This is a genomic window from Vibrio superstes, assembly GCF_003569005.1.
GTDB lineage: Bacteria > Pseudomonadota > Gammaproteobacteria > Enterobacterales > Vibrionaceae > Vibrio > Vibrio superstes.
The window spans coordinates 356755-381040 of record NZ_BCUR01000004.1 but is presented as its reverse complement, the minus strand read 5'-3'; the positions used below and the strand labels follow the sequence as shown (position 1 = coordinate 381040).

Annotated in this window: 20 protein-coding genes; 5 read left to right on the top strand and 15 right to left on the bottom strand. The window is 44.1% G+C overall.

What is annotated here, in order from left to right:
* Window positions 1-131: 131 nt before the first annotated feature.
* Window positions 132-665 (bottom strand): DUF3299 domain-containing protein, encoded by a 534-nt coding sequence (locus D5I41_RS09790; RefSeq protein WP_235868900.1) that lies wholly within the window; start codon window positions 663-665, stop codon window positions 132-134.
* 73 nt (window positions 666-738) lie between these two features.
* Window positions 739-2700 carry a metallophosphoesterase family protein gene (locus D5I41_RS09785; protein ID WP_119009636.1) on the bottom strand — a complete coding sequence of 654 codons (1962 nt, stop codon included), beginning with the start codon at window positions 2698-2700 and terminating at the stop codon, window positions 739-741.
* Between the two features lie 444 nt (window positions 2701-3144).
* Here D5I41_RS09785 and D5I41_RS09780 point away from each other — a divergent pair, with 444 nt between their 5' ends.
* Window positions 3145-3525: a hypothetical protein gene (locus tag D5I41_RS09780; RefSeq protein ID WP_119009635.1), complete on the top strand. Its 381-nt coding sequence runs from the start codon at window positions 3145-3147 to the stop codon at window positions 3523-3525.
* Between the two features lie 23 nt (window positions 3526-3548).
* Here the strand turns inward: D5I41_RS09780 and D5I41_RS09775 are convergent, their stop codons facing one another.
* Window positions 3549-4439 (bottom strand): LysR family transcriptional regulator, encoded by an 891-nt coding sequence (locus tag D5I41_RS09775; RefSeq protein WP_119009634.1) that lies wholly within the window; start codon window positions 4437-4439, stop codon window positions 3549-3551.
* A gap of 94 nt (window positions 4440-4533) precedes the next feature.
* Between D5I41_RS09775 and D5I41_RS09770 the strand changes: the two genes are divergently transcribed.
* Window positions 4534-5901: an MATE family efflux transporter gene (locus D5I41_RS09770; RefSeq protein WP_119009633.1), complete on the top strand. Its 1368-nt coding sequence runs from the start codon at window positions 4534-4536 to the stop codon at window positions 5899-5901.
* Between the two features lie 6 nt (window positions 5902-5907).
* Here the strand turns inward: D5I41_RS09770 and D5I41_RS09765 are convergent, their stop codons facing one another.
* The 5 genes from D5I41_RS09765 to D5I41_RS09745 all read right to left on the bottom strand — a co-directional run bounded on the left by D5I41_RS09765 (window position 5908) and on the right by D5I41_RS09745 (window position 9887).
* Complete coding sequence (locus tag D5I41_RS09765; RefSeq protein WP_119009632.1) at window positions 5908-6825, bottom strand: M14 family metallopeptidase; 918 nt, start codon at window positions 6823-6825, stop codon at window positions 5908-5910.
* A 30-nt stretch (window positions 6826-6855) separates the two neighbouring features.
* Window positions 6856-7452: an alpha-ketoglutarate-dependent dioxygenase AlkB family protein gene (locus D5I41_RS09760; RefSeq protein WP_119009631.1), complete on the bottom strand. Its 597-nt coding sequence runs from the start codon at window positions 7450-7452 to the stop codon at window positions 6856-6858.
* Between the two features lie 107 nt (window positions 7453-7559).
* Entirely contained in the window at window positions 7560-8708 is a 1149-nt protein-coding gene (locus D5I41_RS09755; protein ID WP_119009630.1) for an HlyD family secretion protein, read from the bottom strand.
* Window positions 8708-9109 carry a hypothetical protein gene (locus tag D5I41_RS09750; RefSeq protein WP_147094822.1) on the bottom strand — a complete coding sequence of 134 codons (402 nt, stop codon included), beginning with the start codon at window positions 9107-9109 and terminating at the stop codon, window positions 8708-8710. The genes D5I41_RS09755 and D5I41_RS09750 overlap by 1 nt, the downstream gene beginning before the upstream one ends.
* A 346-nt stretch (window positions 9110-9455) precedes the next feature.
* A complete protein-coding gene (locus D5I41_RS09745; RefSeq protein WP_119009628.1) occupies window positions 9456-9887 on the bottom strand; it encodes a YMGG-like glycine zipper-containing protein in 432 nt (143 codons plus the stop codon).
* Between the two features lie 281 nt (window positions 9888-10168).
* On the opposite strand from D5I41_RS09745, the gene D5I41_RS09740 reads away from it, so the two are divergent.
* Together D5I41_RS09740 and D5I41_RS09735 are read left to right on the top strand one after the other, a co-directional pair.
* Entirely contained in the window at window positions 10169-12229 is a 2061-nt protein-coding gene (locus D5I41_RS09740; RefSeq protein ID WP_119009627.1) for an alkyl/aryl-sulfatase, read from the top strand.
* Window positions 12230-12331: 102 nt separating this feature from the next.
* Complete coding sequence (locus D5I41_RS09735) at window positions 12332-12826, top strand: hypothetical protein (RefSeq protein WP_119011489.1); 495 nt, start codon at window positions 12332-12334, stop codon at window positions 12824-12826.
* A gap of 10 nt (window positions 12827-12836) precedes the next feature.
* On the opposite strand, the gene D5I41_RS09730 is transcribed toward D5I41_RS09735, so the two are convergent.
* Window positions 12837-13751, bottom strand: a complete 915-nt coding sequence (locus D5I41_RS09730) for a LysR family transcriptional regulator (RefSeq protein ID WP_119009626.1) — start codon at window positions 13749-13751, stop codon at window positions 12837-12839.
* A gap of 114 nt (window positions 13752-13865) precedes the next feature.
* Window positions 13866-14840, bottom strand: a complete 975-nt coding sequence (locus tag D5I41_RS09725) for a Gfo/Idh/MocA family protein (RefSeq protein WP_119009625.1) — start codon at window positions 14838-14840, stop codon at window positions 13866-13868.
* A gap of 505 nt (window positions 14841-15345) precedes the next feature.
* Between D5I41_RS09725 and pykF the strand changes: the two genes are divergently transcribed.
* The gene (gene pykF, locus D5I41_RS09720; protein WP_119009624.1) at window positions 15346-16758 is read left to right on the top strand and encodes a pyruvate kinase PykF; all 1413 of its coding nucleotides are present in this window, start codon (window positions 15346-15348) and stop codon (window positions 16756-16758) included.
* 482 nt (window positions 16759-17240) lie between these two features.
* Here the strand turns inward: pykF and ilvN are convergent, their stop codons facing one another.
* From ilvN to D5I41_RS09695, 5 genes are all read right to left on the bottom strand, one after another.
* Window positions 17241-17735, bottom strand: coding sequence for an acetolactate synthase small subunit (ilvN, locus tag D5I41_RS09715; protein WP_026012667.1), 495 nt, complete (start codon window positions 17733-17735; stop codon window positions 17241-17243).
* A gap of 2 nt (window positions 17736-17737) precedes the next feature.
* Window positions 17738-19459: an acetolactate synthase 3 large subunit gene (locus tag D5I41_RS09710; RefSeq protein ID WP_119009623.1), complete on the bottom strand. Its 1722-nt coding sequence runs from the start codon at window positions 19457-19459 to the stop codon at window positions 17738-17740.
* Window positions 19460-19814: 355 nt separating this feature from the next.
* Window positions 19815-21650, bottom strand: coding sequence for an AMP-dependent synthetase/ligase (locus D5I41_RS09705; RefSeq protein ID WP_119009622.1), 1836 nt, complete (start codon window positions 21648-21650; stop codon window positions 19815-19817).
* A 229-nt stretch (window positions 21651-21879) separates the two neighbouring features.
* The gene (gene leuO / locus D5I41_RS09700) at window positions 21880-22848 is read right to left on the bottom strand and encodes a transcriptional regulator LeuO (RefSeq protein WP_119009621.1); all 969 of its coding nucleotides are present in this window, start codon (window positions 22846-22848) and stop codon (window positions 21880-21882) included.
* Between the two features lie 378 nt (window positions 22849-23226).
* Window positions 23227-24285 (bottom strand): MJ1255/VC2487 family glycosyltransferase, encoded by a 1059-nt coding sequence (locus D5I41_RS09695; RefSeq protein WP_119009620.1) that lies wholly within the window; start codon window positions 24283-24285, stop codon window positions 23227-23229.
* Between the last annotated feature and the right edge of the window lies 1 nt (window position 24286).

Genomic DNA, 24286 nt, shown 5'->3' with positions numbered 1-24286 from the left:
ATGTGTTTATGCAACTTTATATTGATTTTATGGCAATCAGCATTTTTACTTCTGTACAGCTTAAAGGGTATTTGACCTATGATGATCTATTTGATTATCATAGGTCAAATACCCTCAATAGTTGGTTAATTCTATACGTTGGGTCCTACGTATGTTGCAGTCATTTTGTATCCGATCCCAATACCGTTGCTTTCAAATTCCGTCATCTCCAAAGCTCCCTCAATCACAATAGAATCAAAGAAATAGCTTGCTGGAATGCCTGACTCGTAGCGTACAACAATCATTTGGTTCGCTGGTGGTGGTGGCACATGGATACACGCGCCAAAGAAGGGCACCAAGATGAACTCAGTCACCATGCCATTTTCCCCTTCAAGTGGGACCATGAAACCAGCTAGGCGAATATTCTCACCCGCTAAAGAAGTGGCATAATCTACCTCTCCCAATCCATATTGCTGGTCTAATCCGGGGGCTTCTTCATTGTGTAATGGCATTGCTTGCAAGGTTTGAATTTGCTGAGATAGAGCTAGTCGCTCCTCTTCAGGAATAAGATCCAGCCAATCAATCTGTTGGCTTTGTGGTTTGGTTTCAGTGATTGATTCGGAGCAGCCACTAACAAACCAAACCAACAGAATAGCGGATAACAGTAAACAGATACGGTTTAACATAAATAAGGTACAAACTTGTTTGGGGAAAGGATAAGGGGTGGGACTCTGCCACCCCTATAGTTCTAATTTCGAATTACTTGATCAGAGCAATCTCTGCATCACCATGAAGTACAACCCAGAAGTTATTCTCCGCAGCGTCTATACCGACCAAGGGCTCGGCATGACATCCTGGAGCTCGGTTTGGCGGTGTATCTAGATACTCGTCTTCAAAACGCCCTTCAAATACACACTCATCAGAGGTAATGGTCTGCCATTCTCCCCAACCTTTTTTCCATGCCAGCTGATGCTTTTCAAGGTCTACCCCTGGCGCTACTTCAAATTGGAAGGCATATGGGTCTGATGATTGCTTTAACAAATCCCAGTCTGCCGTTGCGTAGCTAGGTAGAGGATGAGGCGCTTTTGCTGAGCCATCAGGTTGGCTTCCTGGCATGCCTTGTTCAGTCTGAATATCCTTTTCACCGCCATATGCATTTTGGTAAATACCTGATTGGTTTTGAGTGCCAGAGATAATCACAATGTCCGATGCCGTTTCTTTGCTTGCTTCAGACCAACTCAGTGATAACAGTTTCTTCATATCAATCGTCGTAGCACGAACGGTGACATTTTCGTTCTCTTCATTGGCATAGATACGCTCATCACCATTTAAGTTCGGTGTCCAAGAAGCATGCTTTTGGAACAAGAATTGATAAGCCATACGCATCAGCTCATTTTGGCTTTGCGCCTTGCTGTAACCCTCTGTCCAACTAAGCGTTCTTTCTGTTGAATCGACACGGTTAAAGGTATTGTTCTCTCCAGCCAAAACCCTCACTCGTGATCCATCATCGGCAACACATTCATTGGTGCGATAGCTAGGGGTGTACTCCATCACTGGTCGCATATCTTCAGGCAGGCTATTGGCATAGATGATTTTTTCACAGCGATTATTGGTGCGTGAAAACTTGTCCATTAATACCCACTCTGGATCAGCAAGTTCTTTTGCGCCATCGTCATTGTGCTTAACGGTATGTGGTGCAGAGAATGCCGTGTAATCTATGCGATCACCCTTGATAGCAAGTTGCGCCGCATTCACATCATAGGCGTACGAGTCATACCCCTCGTTATATGTGCCCATCTTCATCTGAATTACGTTTTGCACTAGCTCACGCTCACCATAGCGGAACTCATAGCCTTTGTACGACGCGTTACCGCTAACAATCTGAGTGTATTGAGGAAGGCGATAATTGCCCCCTGTAGGAGTCCAAGATTGAGTCTCTGTGCCTACTGGCGCTTTAATTACTGAACGTTGGTAAAGATGCTCGTGTCCCTGAACCCATACCACGTCATTCTCATAGAAGAAGTCTCGGATCTGATCCCACTGGCTGTGCAGTTTATCGTCGCGATAGCCACCCTCTGTGCCTTCAACGATAAGCTCGCGTGTCTCACCATATTTCGCACCCACTAAGCCATCATGACTGGCAATCACAACGTGATCGATATTGTCACGATGCTCAGCTACTACGTCTTTTATCCACGGGAAAGCAATTGGCAGGTTCCAATACGCGAGTGGGATAATCAGGGTGTTCTTACGAATCACGTAGTAGTTCAACCACTCACGCTTAGGCATGTGCACCGCGTCCTCGGGAATGAATTCCTTCATGTAGTCAATCCACTCCGTGGTATAAGCGAAGCTATCTTCGTGGTTGCCCATCAAGGGTAGAAACTCCATTCCTTGAGCCTTGTACTCACGAGCAATTCCAACCCAGCTTTCCCACTCGGTCGTTGTGCCTTTGTCTGTTAGGTCACCAACAGGAATAACAATGTTAACCCCTTGCTCAAGATGCTTATCTAGCACTGCTCTCATTGGGTGCTCAGCAACCTTAATACCATCAGCCTGAGTATCAGGAAGCAAGCCTATGGTTAGCTCTGCTTGGGCCTCTGGAATATTCGGCTCATCAGGTTTTTGCGTATCATTACCTGAATCGGTGCTGCCGCTATTACAGCCAGCTAGGGTTAAGGCAACTAGGGTTGCGAGAAAGGATTTTTTTGACGGTAGCATTGTTGTGTTTCCCTACTAGGTTATTAATGGGTAGGGAAACTAAGAGGCTTACATTGCATTCTGGTTTCAGTTTTTTAAGAAAATAGTGACGCAAACATGACCGTAACATTTCAATTCAAACAATCACCACTAAATTATTGTTTTAAAAGAACTTAAAATTTTAGTTATTACTCTAAAAACTAAAACTGGAAATGTCAGCCAATGTAAGTTCACGTTACCTTTTACCTAAGATGGTAATTAAAAGCGTTAGCTATTCCATCTGCACTACAACAAAAAATCTTTTTGGATCAAAATGTTACTATTCTGTGAGCTGTACGGTATAATTATTGTTCGCGATTTGTTTCAATTCACACCACACACTAAGCGCTCAGTTGCATATCACTTTCCCGCCCCCCGAGATTGAGTCTAGTGGCCGTTAAATGTGAGAGCTATCTAGGGAAATCTATGGATCAAAAAGAAAAGAGGCTGATAAAGGTATTCAGCATCATACTGTCGCTCGTTTTTGGGCTATCGAGTATCGCCAAATTTTCGGGGATGGAACTGATTCATCGACCATTTAGCGATATGTGCCTATCCACTTGGTACGGCTACTTTATTGCTGTGTTAGAAATGCTAATGGCGGTGGGCATTCTCAAAAAGAATGTCGCCTCTATGTCAGCGGTAGGCATGAACGTTATCTTTGCGGGCATGAGTTTTTATTTTTACTACTATCAAACCCCACTCTATTTGATACCGACAGGGATACTTGCTCTTATGGCTATTACTGTGGCCTATTTCACGCATGATGACTGCATTACCGCGCAAAGTGTGCCGGAGAAACAGTAAGGTCTGTTTCACTAGCACATGGCCTAAATACTGGATGGTTGAATGAAGATATTTTTCAATGCGTGATGCAACCACTCACTCACCACACCGATCCCATTTTCTCGTCGGCGAATCAACCCAACCTCAGCAGTAAGGCTAACTGGCAAGTTGTCTGCGGGTAACTGCACCAAACTATCACGATACCACTGCGCTGAAGCAATATGATCAGGAATGAGCGCCCACCCCATTCCATTTCCCACTAAATCACCGATGACAAAATAGCTGTCAATGTACCAATGGTGAGCGACTAAAGGTTCATCGCGACCTTCTCCATTGCGATCGCAGATAACAAACTGCCGATACTGTTGCAGATCCACTATGGTCGGTGACTTTAAGCGAGTAAGAGGATGGTCTTGCCCTGCAATGAGTCGCAATCGATACTGTCCAATGGATGTAAACTCTAGTTCTTCATCAATTTGACGTGACTTAAATAACACCCCGAGGTCCGCTTTTCCTTGCTCTATATACAGCGCAATATCTTCTCTAGATCCATTGATAATAGTCAGTTTTAGATTTGGAAAAGCCTCACCCAGCTCAACAAATATAGGGGCAAATGCCATAACCTGAATCGCCTCATCCACCGCTAACACCAGCTCAATCTCTTCCTTTTTAGAGGCACTTAACGCTCGTGATTGCAGCCGCTGTGCTTGCTCAAGCACACCTTTTGCCTCCACCAGCATCTCTTTTCCAAGAGGAGTAAGCTCAGGTAGTTTACGAGAGCGATCAAACAGCTCAAAGCCTAGGTCCGCCTCTAAGTTTGCGACCGCGGTACTGACTCGAGATTGTGCCTTGCCTAACTTACGGGCAGCAGCAGAGAAGGAGCCCAATTGAGCTGAGTATACAAATGACTGCAATTGATCTAGGGTCCAGTTCATGGCCTCACCTATACGCTAAACGGATAGTAACTAACTTTTATATATCATATTTTACTAGATAATGGGGCCAAATTATTCAGCCTAATAGAAAAGCATGACCACCGAAGCGATAAAACAAGACGAATCAGTTAGCCAAGTATTCTGGCGCTTTGCCATACCTTCTGTAACGGCAATGCTGATCAGTGGCTTGTATCAAATCATTGACGGTATTTTTGTTGGTCATTATGTGGGCTATTCAGGTCTTGCTGGTATCAATATGGCATGGCCTATCATTGCTACCATTATGGGATTTGGCATCCTCGTGGGTATGGGGGCAGGAAGCCTTGTTTCCATGTATCGCGGTGAGAAACAGCCTCAGCAAGCGACCAATGTTTTACAAACCGCCATTGCCTTAACTGTCCTGTTCTCCCTCATCTCTATGCCAATTATTGGTGTATGGGGGCGAGACCTATTGGTACTGCAGGGCGCAGCGGGTGAGTCACTTACTCACGGTTTCAATTACATCAGTATCTTTGCTTACAGTGCACCTATGGCGATTTCAGCCACTGTTATCCCAATGCTTGTCCGCAACGACAACAGCCCAAAGGTGGCTACGGTATTAACCATCATTGGTGCTGTACTCAATATAATCTTGGACTACCTGTACATAGGCGTTCTTGATCAAGGACTGCAAGGAGCAGCCATTGCTACGGCAATATCACAACTAGTCGTGACTGTGCTTGGCCTTGTTTATTTTGTCTCTAATAAAGCCGAGATTCGCTTAACAAGCCTGGCGTTTGACTTTCAAAAAGCATTTCGTATCTGTCAGTTAGGCGCGTCTAGCATGCTGATGTTTGCTTATTTCTCATTTGTTATCGCGCTGCACAACCGCTTGTTGATGCACTACGGCACTGAGGTTCATGTCGGTGCCTTTGCCATCATCGGCTATATAGCGACTATGTACTATTTATTTGCTGAGGGCATCGCATCAGGCATGCAGCCTCCCGTGAGCTACGATTTTGGAGAAAAGCGTTATAGTCGCATCAAGGGAACCGTTGCTTTAGCACTTAAGGTAGTATTGATATCCGGTGTTGCAACAGTTGTGCTATTGAATCTGTTTCCTGAGTTCTTTATCTTTTGGTTCTCGGATTCAAATGCCGATTTAATAGCCACCACTGTTACGGGAATGCGACTGCACCTAGCGGCTTTATTTCTAGATGGATTCTTATTCTTGGCTTCGGTGTACTTTATGGCGGTGGGCAAAGCAGGAAAGGCGATGTTCGTTTCTGTGGGCAACATGCTGGTGCAATTGCCGTTTCTTTTCTTTGTTCCTCAATGGTTCGGTGTTGAAGGAGTCTGGGTAGCCGTGCCATTGTCAAACCTTGCGTTGACAATGATCGTAGCCCCAATGCTATGGAAGGATATCCAAGCCCTGACCAATAAAGAGGTGGCTATTTCCGACGCGGTCGCCGCCACCTCTTAACGTCAATTAAAGCGCTTTAAGAAAATCTAACATTCCGGTAATCGCCGCTACTTGAGCGCGGTTACACTCCTCAGCTGTCGCTTTGGCACTGTCTGGATACACTTCGGTTGTCGTGGTGTATTTAGCCTTGCTAAAGCCAGCGCATAAGCCCAGCTTTTCTAGCGGGTAGTTAATTACGCCATGCTGCACCACTTGTGACCCAATGATGGTGCCATCTGGGTCTGCAGGAGCAATATGAGTGACTTTTTCCACGGAAGCAATAATGGCTGTCTGCATCTCTTCACATGGGTTTTCAGTGTCACCCACAGTATAGAAACCATCAGGAATAGACCCTTCAAAATACTCTAATCCATCTCGAGCAGCCAAGGCTGGACGAAATTCTTCTTCATCGCTATTTGTTGTCTCGTGTAGGTCGATATGAGCAAAGATTTCCACACCCATATCACCAACAAATTGCATCACTAAGGCTGACTCAGGCGCAAGACTATTTGCAACAAAAGAGCGGTTTGGATCTATCGCGTCTGGATTCCAACGATTAATGATTTCATAGCCCCAAGGAGAAACACAAGGCGCAACCACTAAATTGAAATGCTCTAGATACTGTGATGCCGTTTCTTTAAGAAACAACAGCGCTCCTTGCACACCACTGGTCTCATAACCATGCACACCGCCAGTGACAAGTACCGTTGGTTTGCTCTGATCCCATGCCTTAGATTTGAAGCCAAACAAAGGGTACGGTCCAGACGGATAACCAAGCTCACCGTATTGAATACGCTCGAAGTCTTCACCAACTTCTTCCATTTTAGAAACCACTTCTTGCTGATAAGAGCGCAAGATCTTACGACTATCACGCCATTCAAGAACTTCTTTCTCAGTCCATTTTTGACCTGGTGTTCCAATCGGGTAAGTGTGTGCTTGCTGCATGCTGCTTTCCATTTCTGATAAATATGCGCATTAGCCTATCACATTGCGAAAGGTAAGATTAATTCGAGATTGTGAGATTTTTGTCGTTTTAGGCACACTATGTTGCCAATACTCCTGAAGCTCTCCTGCCATAATTAGCAACGCCCCTTCCTTGAGTAGAAATTCTAATTTTGTTTTACTTTGGCAGTGCCGCAATACAAATCTGCGCGTCGCACCAAAACTGACCGAAGCAATCATAGGATGAGTGCCCAACTCTTTTTCATTATCTTTGTGCCACCCCATAGAATCCTGTCCATCTCGATATAGATTCACCAACACAGTATTGAAGCTCTGCCCTGCAGCCTCTTCAACCAACTGTTTAATTTGAGATAACTCTTTGGTCCATGCTGAGGGTTGTAAGGTTAATCCAGAATATCGATAAGGCACATCACCACAAAACGCATGCAGTCTGGGCTGGGGAATTGATTTCCCATACATTTTTATCGAGCCTTGCTCCCAAGGGAGCGTTTGATAGAGACGCTCAAAAAGTTGGCGGCTTACATCAGAAGTAAAAAAGTCAGGTTGCCAGTATATTCGACCCTGCTCAACCTGTTGCCAGCCATTTTCAGTCTCGGGGAATAGCGACATCTGCGTACCGTATCCATGGTTACCTTTGGTTAATACGATAGTAAATTCCATTTAGATGAATAGCAAAAAGCCGAGCAAAAGCTCGGCTTAATCTGGTACCTAAGGATTTAAAAAGTCCCTAAGTAACTCTTGATTGCAGACAACCGCAGTGTGGCACCACCTAACATATCAATAGGTCCAAGCAATTCAAATGGTTTACTGGCACTGACCCACGCAGATCCTCGAGCACCAATGGGGATATCAATACCCTTTGGTTCTTCAAACTCAATTAAAATGGTACGGCCAATATTACGTGAGTTGCGGATAATTTGTTGAGATACCGTGGTCTCACCGCTGAAGTGAGAGCCTTGAGCTTCACCGGTAGCCCCTGTAAAGGAATGTACCCGCCCTCTAAATATATGCCCGGGGTAAGCGTCCACATAAAATTCAGCAAACATGCCCTTTTCAATCTTAGACCAAAGCTGATCTGGCACCCTCATCTCTAAAATCTTAGTCTCGGTATTCCAGATTTGGATATTACCAAAACGAGAACCTGCTGCCGTATCCAAACGAGTCACCATGCCATCAAAAGGCGCTCGTACAACCAAGCGTTCTTTCTCAAACTTCACTTGTTCAATCTGAGCCTCGATAGAAGCTTGTTGGTGTTTAATGTTAGTAATCTGAGCTCTAATTTCTTGTTTCTGGAATTCAATTTGGTCGATCTTGGCTTGCAATACTAAGAGCTCTAGCCTTTGTTCCTGAGCTAGATTTTCTGCATTTTCGATATCACGTGGAGAGTATGCGTCGGTAGTCGACTTCATGCGCTGAATATCTCGCTCCGTTTGAGAGATTCGCAGTTCAACCTGAGATTTCCTCGCCTCAAGCTCACTTGAGATATCAATGGTCTTGAGCTTAGCCTTTAGTTCCGCTGAATTATCAGACATCGCCAATTGAGCCTTGAGGTCAACTAAACGATTTTCCTCATTATTATCGACCAAGGTGTAAAGTATCTGCCCTTTCTTCACCTTGTCATTGTGAGTAATAAAGTACTCCTCCACCGACTCAGTGGCGGGACTTAGAATCGCTGATTGCGCTCGAACAACCGCACTATTGGTGAGATCGACTGGAGAGTAGTGTCGGTGTGCAAAGTACACTGCAACGTTCATCACGACACCAATAAAGATCATGATGGCATAGTTTGATTTGGTTGGTTTAACTAGCTTGGTTTTTATTAAGATCCAACAAATAAAAATATAAGGATAGAGAAGCTCTTTCATTATGCGATTCTCCCTTTCATTACATTGGCGATCTTCGACCAATCAGTCACTACAATAAGAATCGCAGCAATCCATAACCACCCCCAAAAGAAGCCCAACATACACAGCCAAAAAACAAGTTTTACTTGTCCCGTATGCTCTGAATGCTTTTTAGGGAGTGAATGAACAACCCAGTATCCCCAGCATGCCAAGGCTAAAGTCAAAATGGTCATTGCCGCTAAAAAACCCATAAACACAGGCTTATCAAACAACTTTGCTTTTAAGGGCGAAACATTGCTCCAGTAGTCGAGGGGAATATCATTGCCGTGAACGGTAAACGCCAGCCCTAGAAACATAGCGAGTGCCACAAAGCCAATAATCCCAATGACTATTAACAGTTTTTTCTTGTGTTTTTTGTACATAACCCTAGCCCGATCATCACTGCGTAGTTGAAGCACAAATACCCTCTACAGAGATTTGCACTTGGAATCAGAGACACTAGCTTTTATTAAATCTTAGCCAATTGAATCTGAAAAAATGTTGACCGAATACTACGCAATTCAACCTAGGTCGAATGCCCATTACGTGCCATGCAACTTAACTTTTAGAGGCTTTATTCGCCAAAGGTGATAGAGATCAAATTTGGGGCTATATAAGGGAAAGAGGAACAACTTAGATAATTATGAACCAATAAAAAAAATCTCAAGCCTGTGTGAGGTTTGAGATAAATAAATTCAGAACAAGGCAGACTAAAAGATCGAACGCCGTTTAGCTGTCAGATTCACGCTCTGTTTTTTCAGCTTTCTCTTCTAGCTCCATCTCTGCCAACCTCGCCTCTAACTCTTTGATTTTGACCTCAGCCTCTAGCTCAGCTAGGCGCTTTTCTGAATCCGAACGGTTATCTTGTTTAAGGCCATCTGCTTGTATCTCAGAACGATCTTTTGCTCGGGCATCGTCTACGTCTTTCATTGAACCCGCAACACCCCCAGCAACAGCACCCGCAGCTGCACCTTTAGCAGCTAGGCTCGCGTCACCAGTCAGCGCACCGGCAGTCACACCAATCAATGCACCACCAATTGCACCACGGTTACGACCCGCATTCTTATTCTCGGCGTCCATCGCCTCGTTTGATGCGCAACCGGTCACCGTGAATAAAGAAGCAACCAATAGAAGTAGCGTTGATTTTGTGCGAATTGCCATAGTAGACCTCATAAGTGTGTATTGTTTGGAACGCTGACAATTTAACCAAGATCAGTCATTCAAAAAACCACCCAAGCACTAAATCTGATATTTCATGTGGAAATATCTTAACGCTTCTATATAGGCTAAAACTACAATCCGTTGGATACTAGCTGGCTATCATAGCCTTCAATTGATATTTATTTTAAAAATATCTGATAAGGACTTTAGTGCGATGTTTTGAATTTCATATTCTCTTAACCTAGTTGCCGTCGGAGAGAAGTCCACCCAAGAGAGAAATTATGAAAGCCAAATATCTTCCTTTATCTTTAGCCATTGTCAGCTGTCTATCGGCAACTTGTACGTTTGCCAATCAAGCTATTCCAACGTTCAATGCTGAATCAAAAAGTCCAACAGCCTATACGTCGGAGTTTAACAACTCACTTCGTGCACAACTCAACTTTGCCAATAACAAGGATTTTGAATTGGCAGATAAAGGATTTATTGCTCGCGAAGACAATCTGAAAATCATGAGCAAAGATGGCACTAAAGTCGCGTGGGAGCTTGGCAGTTATGACTTTTTGCTACAAGGCAAGGACTTCGATTCTATCCACCCTAGTATGCAGCGCCAAGCTGTATTGAATATGAAACATGGCCTGTATAGGGTTCGTGATGGTGTCTATCAAGTACGCGGTTATGACCTTGCCAATATCACCTTCGTACGCTCAGAAAATGGTTGGATCGTATTCGATCCTTTGACCATTCCAGAGACGGCAGCGGCAGCTTATGAGCTATTCAAAAAGCATGTAAAGGATGCAAACCTGCCCATCAAAGCGGTCGTGTATTCTCATTCACATGCAGACCACTTTGGTGGAGTGAAAGGTATAGTCACACAGCAACAGGTGGATTCGGGTGAGGTGGACATTATCGCTCCGCGCGGATTTACCAAACACTCTATCTCTGAGAACGTACTCGCAGGGACCGCAATGGCTCGCCGTGTGCTTTATCAATACGGTACGTCTCTCGAAAAAGGGGCTCAGGGCCAAGTTGATGCTGCTATCGGAAAGTCGGTCGCCTCGGGGGAGTTGTCTTTAATTATTCCTACCTTAGAGGTTAAGGAAGACATTCAAACCGTTACGGTAGATGGCCTAGATTTAGTCATGCAAAACGCCCCAGAAACTGAAGCACCGTCAGAGATGAACACCTATATCCCAGAGTATAAAACCTATTGGGGGGCAGAGACGACGGTAGGTGGACTGCACAACCTGTACACCCTACGCGGTGCATTCGTGCGTGACTCCCTGCAATGGGCTGATGTCATCAATGAAGCTCTCTATGAGTTTGGGCATCAATCAGATGTATTGATTGCATCGCACAGTTGGCCTCGTTGGGGCAATGAGAATGTGGTCGAGTTTCTTGAAAAGCAACGTGATATGTATGGTTACCTGCATGACGAGTCTCTGCGCCTAGCTAACCATGGTGTGAATATCAATGATATTCAGGATGAGTTTAAGGTTCCAGAAACATTGGCCAGTGAATGGTATCTGCGAGGCTATCATGGCTCATACCATCGTAACGCTAAGGCCGTACTGAATAAATATCTGGGCTATTTTGATATGAACCCTGCGAGCTTAATTCCTCATAATACCACTGAGTCAGCTAAACGTTATGTCGAAGACTTTGGTGCAGACAACATCCTATCTGCAGGCAGCCGAGCCTTTGAAAGAGGCGATTATCGTTGGTGTGCCGAGATCGTGAATAAGGTGGTTTTTGCTCAGCCTGAAAACAAACAAGCTCGATACCTACAAGCTGATTGTCTTGAGCAACTAGGCTATCAAAGCGAATCATCTGGCGAGCGAAACGTGTTCCTCGTCGGCGCTGATGAACTTCGTCGAGGCATTGTAAAAGGAGCCTCTACCAAAACAGCATCAGCAGATATGATTCAAAACATGCCTACGTCTGACTTCTTGAACTACATGGGGGTGCGCTTAAATGGACCACAGGCAGCACAAGATAACTTTGAGATGCGTGCAAACCTAATCATCAATGATGAGAAGGAAAAGTTTGCCATCGAGGTGAAGAATGGGCGAATGAGTTCCATCGAGGGTTACGATGTGATTCAACCACACTTTACGCTCGCCATGTCACGCTCGGTATTCAATCAATTGCTAACGCAGCAAGCAACGATGCAAGAGCTGATTAAATCAGGTGATATTGAGGCCGAAGGTAGCTTAGATAAACTGGGAGAGCTCACTGGCTATCTTGATAATTTTGAGATGTATTTCAATGTGATCGAGCCACAAGATCACTCTAAATACAGTGTTGGCTACTCAACATCAGGTGAATCACCAATTAATCGATAATCGAATAATAACACGCGTTGGCTAAAGTCCTTGGAGGCAAGCTTATCCCGATAAGCTATCAGCACATGGAAGTGCTTAATGTCTTTGTATCTGGAGCTTTATATGACCCGTTTTTTCAAGAGAATAACCTCATCACTCCTAAGCGTGTTATTGCTGTTGCCTTCGATTGCTTCGGCTTGCGTTATGGATGGGATTGGAAGCGGAGTCCTTTATAAGGTGCCCAAAAAAACATTCAGCATTCAACTCGCCACAGCTAGAGCGATTGAGTCAGAGAAATTAAAGGCTACTCATAACGCCAATTATGAGCAAAGAATGATGATGCTAATGTTTCAACTACAGCAACAATTAAGCTCGCAAGATAAAGGTGAGTGGTTCCTATTCGAATCGAGTAAGGGCCATTACTACAAGATCATTAGCTCAGATAAGGGCATCAAGATCAGACAGCATGAGGTTCCTCAAGGAAATAGCGAGGAATCTATCATAGTGGATATCGATGTTCTCAATGCCATAGTGAGCAAGCAACTTACTGCACAACAAGCCTCAGAAATAGGCATCCTGTATTTGCCCACTAATGCGAGCAATCTGGTTATGATTTAACACCCAAGTGCTAATCCTTACCAATCAAGTCAGATATGAGATCACGAAGCCACAGGTTTGCCTTGTTTTGATTCATTCTGCTATTCCATACCAGATAGGATTGATAGGTATCAACATCAAAAGGAAAATCCATTACCTGAAGATCAAAGGTGTCTTGATACTGCAAGGCAAGGTGATGAGGGACCGTCGCAACTGCATCGCTAAAAGATATTGCGCTCATCATCCCCATTAACGAAGAGTGTTGGGAGTAGACAGCTCTTTGCGGCAACACCTCATCCACTATCCACCCTACAAAGGGTAAGTTTCTTCTTCGTAGGTTGAATATTGCATGCTTTTCACTTAAATACTGATCTTTACTGATCGAGCTATTACTGAGCCTAGAATGGCCCTTTCGCACCACACAACAAATTCTACTTTTCGTTAAAGGCTGACTCGCATACGTTCGAGATGTCGGCTTCACAACATCAATAACAAGATCCACCTTTTCATTACTTAGATCGTCATAGATCTCTTCTTCTGTAGCTGGTAACTCTTTGGTGATCACATCTATGCCTGCTGGCATTGAAGATTCCACTAAAGCTCGCTGCAAGGTATAGATAAGGCCCTCATGCACATAAACAACAAATGAGCGTTTGCTTTGAGCAGGATCGAAACTTTCTAGCCCAAACAAACATGCCTCTATATCTAATAAAGGCGTTGATAGTCTTTCATAAAGATCCTGCGCAAAACGAGTTGGCTTTATTCCCCTACCCGTTCGAGAAAATAACTCCTGCCCGGCATTCTCTTTTAAGCGAGCTAATGCATTACTGACCGCTGATTGTGTCATGTCTAGCTCATCTGCAGCCTTAGTGACAGACTGGCTGCGATAAGCAATCACAAAGACTCTTAGTAAATTGAGGTCGAAGCGTTTATTTTTAGTTCGCATATAAGATGCTGTCCCACAGGTATTTGCTCAGCCCTAAGAATAAACCAAGAAACCGCTACCAACCGTCATCTAGGCGTAAAACTCTGAAATTTATCGATATCTCGGCTTGTTGAATTACTGATCGGCAGGAAAAACCACCCCTGTTTGCGCTCGAATCTCAGTAATGACCTTTGAAGTTATCAAGGCTCTTTGTTTGTCTACTGAGTGAATTCGCCCACTTTTTATGGCTTTGGCAAAGGCTTTGGCTTCGTAGTACATAGGGTTAGCGTGTTGCTCTACTGCAATAGACCTAGGCGACTGCCCCCTTTGATGCCATTCCACGCTTTGGCACAAAGAAATCATGTCAATTTGCAGCGCGGCATCCTCTCCTTGTACTTCGCAAGGCAGGTAAGAATCATTCACCTTGGAATGGGTAACCACCGCATCAAAATCCCCATAGTTAAGGATGACACTGCCATGGCCGTCGACACCAGATTCCAGCAAAGCTGCATGTGCTTTTATAGATTGAGGCTCACCAAAGAGTTCAACGCAGGCCGCAATACAATAGAAACCGATATCCATAATAGATCCATTGGAGAATGCAGGATTGAAGGTATTAGGGTTCTCTCCATTCAAGTACTTTTGATAGCGAGAAGAATACTGGCAGTAATTAATATTCGCCTTACGAAGCTTCCCTAACTTGGGGATAGACTGCCTAACAATATCGAAGTTGGGAAGATAGCTAGACATGTATGCTTCAAAGAGGATGACACCTTGCTCTTCTGCGACCTGATACATCTCTTGCGCCAGTGCAAAGTTTGAAGCAATAGGTTTCTCCACAATAACGTGTTTACCTGCTTTCATCATTTGGATCGCTTGGGGGGAGTGTAATGAATTGGGGCTGGCAATATAGATAGCATCAACATTGCTGTTGGCAAGTGCTTCTAGCGAGTCAAAGTAATCACTTGCTTGATGTTTTTGGGCAAACAGCTTCGCGTTATCTATCTTCCTTGAATAGACAGCCTGTAATGTAAATGAGTCGCTTGCCTTTGCTGCATCTATAAAGCGCTCTGTAATCCAGTTTGAGCCTATAACTCCCAGTTTCAACATCTCAATTCCTCTTTGAACGTTTCAGATGATCTATCAGTCAATAACCGAAGAATATAACACGTTCCGAAAGAGCAAATTTAGATAACAACAACACCGCCGAGACCTGATCCGGCCTAGTTTTAGCCCTGTGGATTTATTTCAATGTTAAAAATAATAATTTTGCGCTAAAACCTTGTTCTAAGACAATTCTAAATCGTGAACTTCATTAAGTTCGGTGTTAGAATCCGACACCAGAAAGAAACTTTATTACAGAATTTTTGCCGGTAGTGCCTGATTGACTAAAGCGTCCATTCAGACTTTAACGGCGGATTAGACGAAAAATAATCCAATTATCGGTCTTAAATTGACTAATAATGTGTGATTGGTCGTCGTGGTTGCCAATAAATGCTTTTTGAGTCACAAATTAACGACTCGCTGTAAATTTTGTAATTTAATTACAAATGAAGTAATATGGCCGCCAGTACCCTATTTAAACTTACGTAATACTTACCGGAGAGTATTTTCCATGAAAAAGACCAAAATCGTATGTACGATTGGCCCTAAAACTGAATCTGTAGAGAAGCTAACTGAACTAGTAAATGCAGGCATGAACGTAATGCGCCTGAACTTCTCTCACGGTAACTTTGAAGAGCACGCTGCGCGTATCGAAAACTACCGCGAAGTTATGTCTAAAGTAGGCAAGCAACTAGCTATCCTTCTAGACACTAAAGGTCCAGAAATCCGTACAATCAAACTAGAAGACGGCAACGACGTTGATCTAGTAGCTGGTCAAGAATTCACTTTCACTACAGATGCTTCTGTAGTTGGTAACAAAGACATCGTTGCTGTAACTTACACTGGTTTCGCAAACGACCTAACTGCTGGTAACACTATCCTAGTAGACGACGGTCTAATCGAAATGGAAGTTATCTCAACTTCTGAAACTGAAGTTAAGTGTAAAGTTCTTAACAACGGCGCACTAGGCGAAAACAAAGGTGTTAACCTTCCTGGCGTTTCTGTTCAACTTCCTGCTCTTTCTGAGAAAGATAAAGCTGACCTTAAGTTCGGTTGTGAGCAAGGCGTTGATTTCGTTGCTGCTTCTTTCATCCGTAAAGAAGAAGACGTTAAAGAAATCCGTGAGCTTCTAAACGCCAACGGTGGCGAAAACATCCACATCATCTCTAAGATCGAGAACCAAGAAGGTGTTGATAACTTTGACGCTATCCTTGAAGCTTCTGACGGCATCATGGTTGCTCGTGGCGACCTAGGTGTTGAGATCCCAGCTGAAGAAGTAATCTTCGCTCAGAAGATGATGATCGAGAAGTGTAACCGTGCACGTAAAGTTGTTATCACTGCAACTCAAATGCTTGATTCTATGATCAGCAACCCACGTCCAACTCGCGCTGAAGCGGGTGACGTTGCAAACGCAATCATGGATGGTACTGACGCAGTAATGCTTTCTGGTGAAACTGCTAAAGGTAAGTACCCAGTAGAATCAGTAGCTATCATGGCTCAAATCGCTAACCGTACTGACAGCGCGCTAAAAGCAGAACTAGGTTCTCGTCTTGACAGCCCACGTCTACGCATCACTGAAGCAGTATGTAAAGGCGCAGTAGACACAGCTGAGAAGCTAGCTGCTCCACTAATCATCGTTGCTACTGAAGGCGGCAAGTCTGCACGTTCTGTACGTAAGTACTTCCCAACTGCAAGCATCGTTGCTCTAACTACTAACCCTAAGACTGCTGCACAGCTAGTTCTTTCTAAGGGTGTTCGTCCAGTTCTTGTTGAGTCAATCAACAGCACTGATGATTTCTACAAAAACGGTAAAGAATACGTTCTAGAAGCTGGTTTTGGTAAGAAAGGCGACATCGTAGTTATGGTTTCTGGCGCTCTAGTTGCTTCAGGTACTACTAACACTGCATCTGTACACGTACTATAATTTGTAGTTCGATACAGATACAAAAAAGAGAGCCAATCGGCTCTCTTTTTTTATGTCTATTTCTTAGTAAGTTTTAGTAGGAGAACAATTCACTTCTATGTGTGTTCATCAACAACACTAGTGGTAAAAAGTAAACAGCGTTAAATGTCACTGCCATCATCAATAAACCACCAACTACTAATCTTACAAATGCATTCTTTAACATACTTCGCCTCGATATGATCACAGAGTTGCGCTATCCCTATCCCACTCAGCGATGCTGTGTTCATTCAAACTGGGCGCAGTGTATCGTTCAAAAAAGCACCACGCAATCACAATAATCATACTATTTGCACTAACTCAAAGTTCTAGGCATTAAAAAAGCCATCCCTGTGACAGAGATGACTTTAACAACAAGCACAAAGTTCCAATTTTTCAGTAGCTTAATCTAGATACAAACCCACTAAGTAAGCGACCGCTTTTCAATACACCTGAAATGAAAACTATGCTTTCAGCGCTCTTTCACCACGAGCAATACCCACGACTCCGCTTCGAGCCACCTCAATCACATCGGTAATTTCAGATACCGCTTGAATGAAGGCATCGAGCTTCTCACTCGTGCCCGCCAGTTGCACTGTGTACTGAGAGGCGGTGACATCAACAATCTGACCACGGAAGATATCAGCGGTTCGCTTCACCTCAGCACGAGCAAACCCCGATGCCTTTAGTTTCACCATCATAAGCTCACGCTCAATGTGGTCAAACTCAGTCACTTCTTGCACCTTGAGTACATCAATCAACTTGTGCAGTTGCTTCTGAATTTGCTCTAGTTGCAGTTCATTGGTTTCTGTTGTGATATTCAGACGTGAAAGGGTCTCATCGTCTGTTGGTGATACCGTCAGAGATTCAATGTTATAGCCACGCTGTGAGAACAGACCCACTACTCGAGACAGTGAACCTGGTTGGTTTTCCATTAGTAGAGAAATGATATGTCTCATAGTTAGGTTCTCTCCGTCTTGCTTAGCCACATATTGTCCATGCCTTCGCCTTTGACTTGCATTGGATACACGTGCTCGGTTTCATCTACGCTGATATCGACAAATACCAAGCGATCTTTCATATCTAATGCTTTTTGCAGGCCTGATTCGAGCTCGTCTGGCGAGGAAATACGAATACCAACATGCCCATAAGCCTCAGCAATGGCTGCGAAATCAGGTACAGAAGTCATGTAGGAATTTGAGTGGCGTCCTTCGTAGATGATATCTTGCCACTGCTTAACCATTCCTAGGAAGCGGTTGTTTAGGTTAATGATTTTAACTGGAATGCCGTATTGGAGCGCCGTAGACAGCTCTTGAATATTCATTTGAATACTGCCATCACCAGTCACAACCACTACTTCTTCTTCAGGGTGTGCGAACTTAACCCCCATTCCCGCAGGAAGACCAAAGCCCATAGTGCCTAGACCGCCCGAGTTAATCCAACGGCGAGACTGTTTAAATGGGTAGTAAAGCGCCGCAAACATCTGATGTTGACCTACGTCAGAAGCAACATAGGCATCACCATCTGTCAGTTTGTGTAGCGTTTCAATAACCTGCTGCGGTTTAATTTTGTCTGGCGATTTTTCGTAAGCTAAACATTGACGCTCGCGCCAAGTCGCAATCTCACTCCACCAATGATCCAAAGCTTCTTTATCGTTGTCACTGTTTTGATTTTCCAGCAGTGACACCATGCACTCAAGAACCTTATCGGCAGAACCCACAATCGGTAGGTCTGCTCGAACATTCTTAGAGACTGAAGACGGGTCAATATCCACATGGATAATCTTAGCGTCAGGGCAGTACTTCTCTAGGTTATTGGTGGTACGGTCATCAAATCGTACACCCACACCAAAAATAAGATCCGCATTATGCATCGCCATGTTGGCTTCGTAAGTGCCGTGCATGCCCAGCATACCCAAAGAGTTGCTGTGCATTCCAGGGAAAGCACCTAAGCCCATAAGAGTACTTACCACTGGCAAGTTCAGTTTCTCAGACAAACTAATTAGATATTGGTCTGATTCTGAGATAACCGCACCACCACCGACATACAGTACAGGCTTTTTCGCCTCTAAAAGCGCCTTCAACGCCTTTTTGATCTGCCCCTTATGTCCAGATGTGGTTGGGTTGTAAGAGCGCATTTTGATAGATTCAGGATACTCGTAAGGGAGTTTAATCTGAGGATTCATGACATCTTTCGGCACATCAATAACCACAGGGCCGGGACGACCAGTCGAAGCGATGAAAAATGCTTTTTTAACCGTTTCGGCAATATCTTCAGCACGCTTTACTAAAAAGCTATGTTTAACGATCGGGCGCGATACACCGACAATGTCACACTCTTGAAACGCATCATTACCAATCAGGCTATTTGGCACGTTTCCTGAAATGACGATCATTGGGATCGAATCCATATACGCTGTCGCAATACCAGTAACGGTATTCGTCGCACCAGGACCAGAACACACAAGCACTACGCCAGGCTTACCTGTTGAGCGGGCATAACCATCGGCCATATGCGTTGCTGCTTGTTCATGGCGTACTAAGACGTGCTTGATCTTATCAGTCTTTGCGTGAAGGGCATCGTAGATGTCGAGAACCGAACCGCCGGGATAGCCAAAGATCTGCTCTACTTCTTCTTCGATCAATGACTGGACGATCATTTCTGCGCCAGATAACATTTTCATTAAATCTCTCCTTACCAATTGCGAATAGGTTTGGTCCACTTATCCGCTAGGTTTTACATAGCTAGGGCTTATTCGTAGCCTAAAAGTATCCTTATCATTACTGAACGCGTTTAAGTGCCTCAATAACAATTCAACTATGTCCCCACACAGGCCATAGCAGGCGTGGGATAACTTGCCCACCATACCGTTTTTGACCTACTACTGTCCACGCAAAAACCACATTTCATTAACAAAAATCACAAAAAAGCACAGCCATATGACTCATGATTCTTAACTATCTGTTTTTAATAGCGTTAAATAAAAAAAGCCCGCCAACTTAATAAAGTGGCGGGCTCTAATTGTTTACGTTAATGCACTACTTTTTAGGCTTTGATTTGCTCTTGCCCGTTTCATCGTACATTTCATCAATTTCGTCTTGGTAACGGTCATTGATAACCTTACGGCGAAGCTTCTGAGTAGGAGTCAGTTCTCCCTTTTCCATAGAGAAGGCTTTAGGCAGTAGTTTGAACTTTTTGACTTGCTCAAACTTGGCTAAGTTTTGTTGTAGTTCAGCCACTCGAGCCTCAAGCATTTCAACGATTTGGCTATGCTTTAATAGCTCAACCTTGTCGTGGTATTTGATGTTAAGCTCTTTAGCATGCTCTTCTAGCGCCTCAAAGCTTGGTACGATCAAAGCAGAAACAAACTTGCGTGTGTCCGCAATAACGGCAATCTGTTCGATAAAATGATCTTTACCAATAGTGCCTTCAACCACTTGAGGAGCAATGTACTTACCACCAGAAGTCTTCATCAACTCTTTGATTCGGTCAGTAATAAACAGGTTACCATTGTCATCAAATTGACCCGCATCTCCCGTCTTCAAGAAACCATGCTCATCGAAGGTTTTCGCTGTTTCTTCTGGCAACTTGTAGTAACCACGCATAACCATAGGGCCACGCACTAAGATTTCGTTATTTTCACCAATCTTAACTTGAGCTCCCGGCATTGAAGTACCGATAGAGTCAGGGTTAAATGCAGGCTCATCCCAACATGACACGGTCGCCGTTGTTTCTGTCATGCCATAGCCTAGCTTCACGTTCAAGCCAAGTGCATGGAAAAAGCGGCCAATGGTTTCATCCAGCTTGGCTCCGCCACATGGCATCATCGTAATGTTGCCACCTAATAGGGCTCTAAGCTTACTCAGTACTAACTTGTCCGCTAAGGCGTGGCTACGCTTTAGTAAGTAAGAAGGCTCACGCTCTTCTTGCTTACACAGTGCAACACGTGCACCCATGTTAACAGCCCAAGTGAACATCGCCTTTTTCACAAAAGAAGAACGAGACACTTTTTCATGAATCGCTGAGAAAATCTTCTCGTAGAAACGAGGCACAGCACACATAACAGTAGGCTTAACTTCACCTAACGCATCTTTAACCTGCATGGTATCAACCAAATAGGCATTAGTTGCGCCGGTATACAGAACAAACATGGTCCATGCGCGCTCAAATACATGCGAAAGAGGTAAAAAACACAAAGATACATCGTCTTTGGTTAGGTTCAAACGCTCAACATGCCCTTCCAGTTGCGAGGCAAAGTTTGCGTAGTCCAGCATCACGCCCTTTGGTTGGCCTGTGGTTCCTGAGGTGTAAATCAGCGTCACAAGGTCATCTAGGTTCGCATCAGCAAGACGCTGCTCAAATTCAGTGTTGAGCGTTTCGGTATCATTTTGCTCTGAGGACTTAAGGAAGTCATCCCAAGAAAGGCTGAAGCTATTGTCTTCAAGTTTAATGCTGTCGCACATGGCAACAATCAGCTCCAGCTGTTCGCATTGCTCGAAGATGCCCACAGACGCGTCATACTGTTCTTGTTCACCAACGAACAACACCTTCACGTCTGCGTTTTGAATAACATAAGCAGATTGTTCTGCTGTATTAGTAGGATAAATAGGAACGGTTACAACACGCGCTTGTAACGCACCAATATCTGCCATAGTCCATTTTGGCATGTTGTTGGCATAGATACCGACCTTATCCTGAACACTCAATCCTTGAGCCAAAAGTGCCATAGAAACAGCGTCCATTTGCTGTCCAAATTGCGACCAAGAAATATCGTGCCAAGCACCATCAAACTTATGCTTGAGTGCCGCGCGATCTCCTCCATCTACAACCTGTTGGCGAACCTTTTTTACAATGTGAAACTCTGAACTGGTCATAAACCTCTACCTTTTGGCTTACAGGTGTAAGCTGAGTGAGCGCATAGTTTACAGTCGGGCAAATAAAACGCAATTCTAATAGCTTTCTCATCATACAAAATTGGACATATATCCAGTTTTTACTTACTGGTAAGAGTAGTCACTAATTGCATATGGCTAATAAAAAAGCACCAAAAAACCTAGTTTTTGGTGCTTGATGATTTTATGCGCTATTTTTGGCTAAAGATCCCTAACGATGTTTTGCTACCACTTCTCCGCAAACCGTCATTAATTGCTCTCTCATCCACACATGTGCTTCATCATTTTCACGCGATTCATGCCATGTTAGGTACGCCTTAATCTCAGCTAGCTCACCAGGAAATGGCAATGCATGAATACCAAGGTTTGTCGGGAAAAAATCTTTTACCCAGCGCGGCACAACACAAATAAGTTCAGATTGCGCAGAAACTGCGATCAAGTTACCCAAGGTCGCACCTCGGTATGAAGAGGTCACCTCTAGGCTTTTATAGATTCGATCGCTCAAGCCCATCACATCGCTAGCAGGAGACAAGCGTGCATGCTGCTCCGCCAGAAGTTGCTCCATAGAGATCTGATGCTGGTTCCCAAGACGAGGGTGATCGTTTGCACAAATGACCACAAGCTCATCGCTGTATAGTTCAGTACTTACAAAGCCAGGCTGTTCGAAGCGAGTATAATCAATCACAAAATCGAGCTCTTGCTGCTTAAGCTTCTCATGCAAGGAAACTCCGCCAAGCGAGTCCAGACTCAACTTAACATTAGGCGCTTTCTCTGTGGTGTTTTTAATAAGTTGAGGTGCAAAGCGGACATCATTAGGCGTTCCAATTGCAATAGAGAATGTATTGGTCGATGTTGCTGGATCAAATACAGCACCAGGCAGTTCATTCTTAACCAATTGCAGCGCCTGACGAACAGGGACAAACAATTGACGAGCACGAAGAGTGGGCGAAATACCTCGACCTTGACGCATAAATAGATCGTCTTTAAACATCACTTTCAAACGCGCTACCGCATTACTTACTGCAGGCTGGGACATGTTCAGATTTTTTGCTGCGCGAGTGATATTTTGCTCCTGCATAACTGCATCAAACACAGTTAGCAGATTTAAATCGACTCCACGTAGGGTTGTTCCTTGGTGAGCTAATCCTTGCTGCCAATCATGTGAATTGCTAGTTAACATATACTCTTCTCTTTATTCTATTTAGCCAACCGCGAGTCAGTACTACTGCATAGCTCGTATCAAAAAAGGAGTTACGAAACTACTAACCAACCGGCGAATCATCAACGGGATGAATATTCAATAGCGCTAATATGTTTCAAATCATCACCAAGGAACAAGCAAATTGATAAAGAATCAGTACATTTTATCAACAAGAAGGCATTGTCTATATATAACAACCACTTAATATAAGCATAAAAAAACCTAAATCATGTTTTGTGATGAATAATTAGACAAAATACAGTCATTAGTGAAAAAGACAGATAGCAAAAGTGGTAGGCAAACCGTAATAAATGGTCGCTTACCACTAAAGAAATGAGATCGAGCGAGTCGCTCAGATCAATCCAATAAATGTGTTATATGGCTAGGAAAATCCACTTGTTTCCACAGTTTTTGGCTTAATGCTTCCTGCTGATGCCAGTCTCCTTCTATAACCCAATCAGAGATAGCACCAGCAACATCAGGATAACGAATTGGTTCCGGCTTTTGTTCCCCTAACCATTTTCGTATTGTTCCCGCTTCCAGTTCCAGCATTGCAGAACCCAAGCCCAGATACTCCAAAGTCGCCACATTGCTTTGCTGTTCAAATTGTCCATTGAGGGGTTTAAGCAGTAGTTTTTTACCTAGAGAGAGCGCCTCCGATGGCAACTCAAATCCACCGTTCGCAATCACGCCCTGACATCGAGAAAGGTCGCCCTGAAAAGAAGAAAACGACAGGGGACGAAACTGCACATTGCCGATGTCATCCGCATCCCTTACATCAGGGTGATAGCAGCGAAAAGAATGGTCAGAGAAACGCTGCAACAAGTCTGCCACTTGCTTTAAGTCCTCAAAAGGCAGATAGACTAAGATAAATGCTTCTTCGGTTACTGCATCTTGTGCACACGTATGAACAATAGGTGGCAAGATGGGTTGCTCGAAATGATACCAATGCAGGCCCAATTGAAAATCTGAAGGTGCGAAGTGATGAATGATGGTTTTATCCATCAAGCCAAAACCCTTCTTCGGAACCTGAAAACGAAACGCGTTTTGATGACTGATGCCAATACAAGGCACTTTGTGCTTCTTAGCCGCCCACGCAGAAATAGGCTCAAAGTCATTCAGTACTAAGTCGTAGTCTTTGACATTCAAGCTGTTAATGTCTTGGAACAACTCCACCAAATTGTTATTGGTGGCGGTCTTTAGGTAGTCCACCTTGCCACAATGAGAGTTGAATGTGAGTCCAGAAAAAGAGCGATAGCCGTTAAAGGACTCCATCGAGAAGTACTTTTCTCTTTCTCTGCCTGAAAATACAAAGTCGACCTGTATCCCATCTCGATTTTTAAAAGCCTCAGCCATAGCCCTTGCACGAGCGATATGTCCATTTCCGGTACCTTGCACGCCATAGAGTATCTTCACA

Excerpts from the sequence above, each read along its gene's own strand:
- pykF (WP_119009624.1), top strand. The coding sequence starts at position 15,346 with ATGAAAAAGACCAAAATCGTATGTACGATTGGCCCTAAAACTGAATCT.
- D5I41_RS09725 (WP_119009625.1), bottom strand. The coding sequence starts at position 14,840 with ATGTTGAAACTGGGAGTTATAGGCTCAAACTGGATTACAGAGCGCTTT.
- D5I41_RS09745 (WP_119009628.1), bottom strand. The coding sequence starts at position 9,887 with ATGGCAATTCGCACAAAATCAACGCTACTTCTATTGGTTGCTTCTTTA.
- D5I41_RS09785 (WP_119009636.1), bottom strand. The coding sequence starts at position 2,700 with ATGCTACCGTCAAAAAAATCCTTTCTCGCAACCCTAGTTGCCTTAACC.
- D5I41_RS09765 (WP_119009632.1), bottom strand. The coding sequence starts at position 6,825 with ATGCAGCAAGCACACACTTACCCGATTGGAACACCAGGTCAAAAATGG.
- D5I41_RS09740 (WP_119009627.1), top strand. The coding sequence starts at position 10,169 with ATGAAAGCCAAATATCTTCCTTTATCTTTAGCCATTGTCAGCTGTCTA.
- D5I41_RS09775 (WP_119009634.1), bottom strand. The coding sequence starts at position 4,439 with ATGAACTGGACCCTAGATCAATTGCAGTCATTTGTATACTCAGCTCAA.
- D5I41_RS09770 (WP_119009633.1), top strand. The coding sequence starts at position 4,534 with ATGACCACCGAAGCGATAAAACAAGACGAATCAGTTAGCCAAGTATTC.
- D5I41_RS09755 (WP_119009630.1), bottom strand. The coding sequence starts at position 8,708 with ATGAAAGAGCTTCTCTATCCTTATATTTTTATTTGTTGGATCTTAATA.
- ilvN (WP_026012667.1), bottom strand. The coding sequence starts at position 17,735 with ATGAGACATATCATTTCTCTACTAATGGAAAACCAACCAGGTTCACTG.
- D5I41_RS09750 (WP_147094822.1), bottom strand. The coding sequence starts at position 9,109 with ATGTACAAAAAACACAAGAAAAAACTGTTAATAGTCATTGGGATTATT.
- D5I41_RS09790 (WP_235868900.1), bottom strand. The coding sequence starts at position 665 with ATGTTAAACCGTATCTGTTTACTGTTATCCGCTATTCTGTTGGTTTGG.
- D5I41_RS09705 (WP_119009622.1), bottom strand. The coding sequence starts at position 21,650 with ATGACCAGTTCAGAGTTTCACATTGTAAAAAAGGTTCGCCAACAGGTT.
- D5I41_RS09735 (WP_119011489.1), top strand. The coding sequence starts at position 12,332 with ATGACCCGTTTTTTCAAGAGAATAACCTCATCACTCCTAAGCGTGTTA.
- D5I41_RS09710 (WP_119009623.1), bottom strand. The coding sequence starts at position 19,459 with ATGAAAATGTTATCTGGCGCAGAAATGATCGTCCAGTCATTGATCGAA.
- D5I41_RS09730 (WP_119009626.1), bottom strand. The coding sequence starts at position 13,751 with ATGCGAACTAAAAATAAACGCTTCGACCTCAATTTACTAAGAGTCTTT.
- D5I41_RS09760 (WP_119009631.1), bottom strand. The coding sequence starts at position 7,452 with ATGTCGCTATTCCCCGAGACTGAAAATGGCTGGCAACAGGTTGAGCAG.
- leuO (WP_119009621.1), bottom strand. The coding sequence starts at position 22,848 with ATGTTAACTAGCAATTCACATGATTGGCAGCAAGGATTAGCTCACCAA.
- D5I41_RS09780 (WP_119009635.1), top strand. The coding sequence starts at position 3,145 with ATGGATCAAAAAGAAAAGAGGCTGATAAAGGTATTCAGCATCATACTG.